Source organism: Aquabacterium sp. A08 (assembly GCF_011742065.1).
The window spans coordinates 1-242 of the sequence record NZ_JAAQQT010000380.1; the positions used below are offsets into that span (position 1 = coordinate 1).

1 protein-coding gene is annotated in these 242 nt (G+C 61.2%); it reads left to right on the plus strand.

The features are described 5' to 3' along the window. A partial coding sequence (locus HA630_RS27090; RefSeq protein ID WP_166832136.1) for a DUF475 domain-containing protein occupies positions 1–242 on the plus strand: 242 nt, incomplete at both ends.

Genomic DNA, 242 nt, shown 5'->3' on the forward strand with positions numbered 1-242 from the left:
GAGGCCGTGGTGAAAACCGTGCAGCGCTCGGGCTTTGCCAGCTTTCTGTACCTGGAGGTGCTGGACGCTTCGTTCTCGTTCGACGGCGTGATCGGTGCCTTTGCCATCACCAAGGACGTGGTCATCATCATGCTGGGCCTGGCCATTGGCGCCATGTTCGTGCGCTCCATGACGGTGTACCTGGTCAACCGCGGCACGCTCAACCAGTACATCTACCTGGAGCACGGCGCCCACTACGCCAT